General features: G+C 43.6%; 3 protein-coding genes. All 3 read right to left on the bottom strand.

The features are described from left to right. Window positions 1–498: 498 nt before the first annotated feature. A complete protein-coding gene (locus tag DY78_RS15475; protein ID WP_024626283.1) occupies window positions 499–1,413 on the bottom strand; it encodes a LacI family DNA-binding transcriptional regulator in 915 nt (304 codons plus the stop codon). A 101-nt stretch (window positions 1,414–1,514) separates the two neighbouring features. Beyond that, the gene (locus DY78_RS15470) at window positions 1,515–1,895 is read right to left on the bottom strand and encodes a type II toxin-antitoxin system HicB family antitoxin (RefSeq protein ID WP_024626282.1); all 381 of its coding nucleotides are present in this window, start codon (window positions 1,893–1,895) and stop codon (window positions 1,515–1,517) included. A gap of 487 nt (window positions 1,896–2,382) precedes the next feature. Beyond that, window positions 2,383–3,408, bottom strand: coding sequence for a glycoside hydrolase family 18 protein (locus tag DY78_RS15465; protein WP_024626281.1), 1,026 nt, complete (start codon window positions 3,406–3,408; stop codon window positions 2,383–2,385). Window positions 3,409–3,493 lie beyond the last annotated feature (85 nt).

Below are 3,493 nucleotides of genomic sequence, written 5' to 3'. Positions count from 1 at the left end.
GGTTATGCTGAACAATTTGTCCAAAAATTCGGATTAAATTTGCAATCTACCATTAACTTTATTAAATTTCCTATAAGACACCTCCATTTTCACGCTTTTCATGCTAACAATCAACAGCTTTCATAAATAAAGTTATATATTTCTATCAATAATTAAATCGCTATAACAGTTGTTATGCCAATGATTCAAGGCGTTCATCATTTTGATGTTCAGGGCCATCTTTAACCAGTCCCGCTGAATGGGGCCATCACTTTATTTTCAGAAAGCAAAAAAGCCTATCGCCAATGATAGACTTTCCTTAAATTATTCTAGGTGATGACGACAAGCACGCCTTAAGCGTGGTGCTAATCCATGGCCACTGGACCACCACTAACTACAGCGCTTAACGAAACGTTTATCCATTCATCAACAAACTTATTGTACTGGGTGAAACGCGTTGCAGGTCAAGCTTTTAAAAGCAAAAAGGGACAAAAATAATTATGTCCGCTGGCAAAGCGCTCAAGACCGGGATTTTGCTTGCTGTTGGGCGACAATCTTTTTAAGACGCCCGCGCAAAATCAATTCTGAACTGATGGCCTGTTTCATAATTTCTGGTTGGAACAACAACTTAAACGCCGTCGTCCCCATTTCAGTCAGGCGATGGTCAATCGTGGAATAATCCATTAGAAAGCTCACGGGAATATTTTCCTGACCAATCACTAACGCACCATGTCCCTGTTGTTGCAGCTCACGTTGGGCCCCCGCCGCGATGCCATCGGTCATTCGGCAAGTGTGCCGATAAATCAACACCGGATCGAGTTGCGGGCCGTACACCATTTTATACGCTTGCAACGTTAATTTAGCGCTTTGACTGTGGTGCTCATCACGGCTGACCGTCACCCCGATATGACGAAAACCACACTGTTTCAATAGTTGAAACGCATGTACGAACGACTCGCCGCGATTCGTAAAAACACTCGCTAACGGATAATCAAAAGTGTCTTCACAACAAACAATGGGACCATAATCACGAAAATCCACGAGTTCACTAAACGGTAAACTACGCGACAAGAAGATTAACCCATCTAATAGGTGGTGTTTTAGCATCGCCAAATATTGACGTTCCCGTTCCGGCTGATAATTTGTCGGCAACAAAGTCACTTGATAGCCTTGTTCAAAGGCTTCCGCAGTAATTGCGGCCGTTAATTTTTGAAAATACGGCCGATTCACAAATGGAATGATGACGCCAATCTGGTGCGTTTTACCAGTACTCAGTGCCAACGCAATATCGTTGCGATGATAATCCAACTGTTTAACGGCTACCAAAATTTCCTGCCGCGTGGCGGCCGACACATAGCCACTGTGATTCAAAGCCCGCGACACCGTTGAAACTGAGTGTCCGGATAGTTTTGCCACATCCCGAATATTTGCCATGGTAATGTTCCCCTCTTATAGACTATCTTTCAGTTTAGAGATGGAACGCGTTGCATGTCAAGTAACACCCGCATTGCCGGCTAATTACCATTAAGGTTGACCTAAGCCAGACCATCTTGCTGATCTTCGTTCGCTGGCTTTGGTAGTGTAATGCCATCAGTCAATGTGGCTTCATTCAAATATTCATCAAGATTGACCAAGACCATCGAAATAAAAGAACGTTTCGGGTCAAACTCGCCGACCTCGGAATTCGGATCATTTTTAACCAATGACAATTCATTGATGGCAGAGGGTGCCGGGATGTTGCGGTTTTCGACTAAGTCATCGGCGACTCTGAGCCCTAACCAATCCGACGCCATCACTAACGCATCCGTGATATCATTACCTTGGGTGGCTGAATTTGGAAAATCTGGAAAAGTGACAAAAAATGGCACTTCTTCAGCCCGACTGTAATAAAAGCACGCAGGATAACTAATAAACATAAATTTTCCTCCTCGTAACTTGCCTAGTCGCTGTTGACCTCAGCATACTCGTTTTTAGCCTACTTATTCAATCGTTTCCCCGCGCTAAGAAATGACCGAATAAAAAAGGTGGTCACCGCGGGGAAGCGATGACCACAGACGCTCACTCACTGGACCGCACTAGCGGTCATCATCGTCTTATGGAGGAGATAATGAAGTTGGGAGTGTTGATGACGCTTACGCTAACCACCTTTATTAGTATACCGAATATTCGTTAAATTGTTAGTCATATTGTTAACAACTAATATTTGTTACCAGATAGTAACAATTCGTTTATAACAGTAAAACTAATAAGATAAATCATTACCAATTATCCCTGATAATCTCTGATATGACACCAACACAAATTGAAACCGAGTCTTATTTATCAATTGATAATCAATAAAACACGTAATATAAATTGATTACACCACGAATCATGGTGTTTTTCAGTAAAACCCGAACAAAATTAAGATTGGTTTAACTGGTCGTGCGCCGCCTTAATTAAATCGGCCGTGGGGTCCAAAGACAACTCCCATAACATCAAACCGCCTAAGTTTTGATGTTTCACATAGTCCGCTTTTGCCCGCAGCGAACGCGGATCATCAAACGAGCGGAATGTCTGCCCATCAAAGTAATACGGTGCTTGCGCGGTTTCATCCCAAAAATAATGTTCCGGCTGGTCAGCGATTAATGGCTTTAAGTCAAGATACGGCGTGGTTTGTGACCCAACTGACTGCGCATGGCGATGTAACGCATTGGGCAAGCTCGGTTCATCAGAGCCCACCCAATCACGACTATACGCCGCAGCGCCCACCACGATTTTTTCAGCCGTTACCCCATGTTGCAACAAATCTTGAACCGCTTGATCCGCACTCAAGGCGCCATCAATTGACGAATAGCTAAACAAGTTAGCTTGATGGCCAGTATATTCAGTCCAGCTGCCCCGCAGGTCGTAGCTCATGACATTAACATAGTCCAAGTAGGCCGCATAGCCATACTCACCATTGACCGCCATGGCTGCTAATAATTCTTGATCAGCCCCGACTGCTGCGGAGATAATATACGCCTTACTAACCGCATCTAATTGCCGTCGTAATTCTTGTAAGAAAGCCTCAAAATTCTGGGCATCCTGGGGTGTGGCCTTGATACCACTTAAATCAACGCCGGGGTATTCCCAATCTAAATCAACGCCATCAAACTGATAATCTTGTACAAATTTGACGATATTAGCGGCTAATCTTTCGCGATTGGCTGCTGTTGCCACCGCATCCGAAAAATCTTCCGCGGCCCAACCACCAATACTTATATTAATTTTCAATTCTGGATACGCCGCCTTGATTGCTGGAATACGATCAATATTAGGGACATTGTCCGCAATCGCTACCCCATTCAACTTAGCAAACGCATAGTTCAACATCGTTAGTCGTTCACCTGGAATATTCTCAACTTGCCATTCGTGACGCCCATGTAAATAAGCAACTAGCTCTGTCATTTTTTGAAACCTCCAACGAATTAATTTTGGTTTACGGTAGATTGCAAATTTAATCCGAATTTTTGGACAAATTGTTCAGCATAAC

It is taken from the genome of Lactiplantibacillus fabifermentans DSM 21115 (assembly GCF_000498955.2).
Lineage (GTDB): Bacteria > Bacillota > Bacilli > Lactobacillales > Lactobacillaceae > Lactiplantibacillus > Lactiplantibacillus fabifermentans.
The sequence above is the reverse complement of the archived record's forward strand: the minus strand, read 5'-3'. Positions and strand labels throughout refer to the sequence as shown.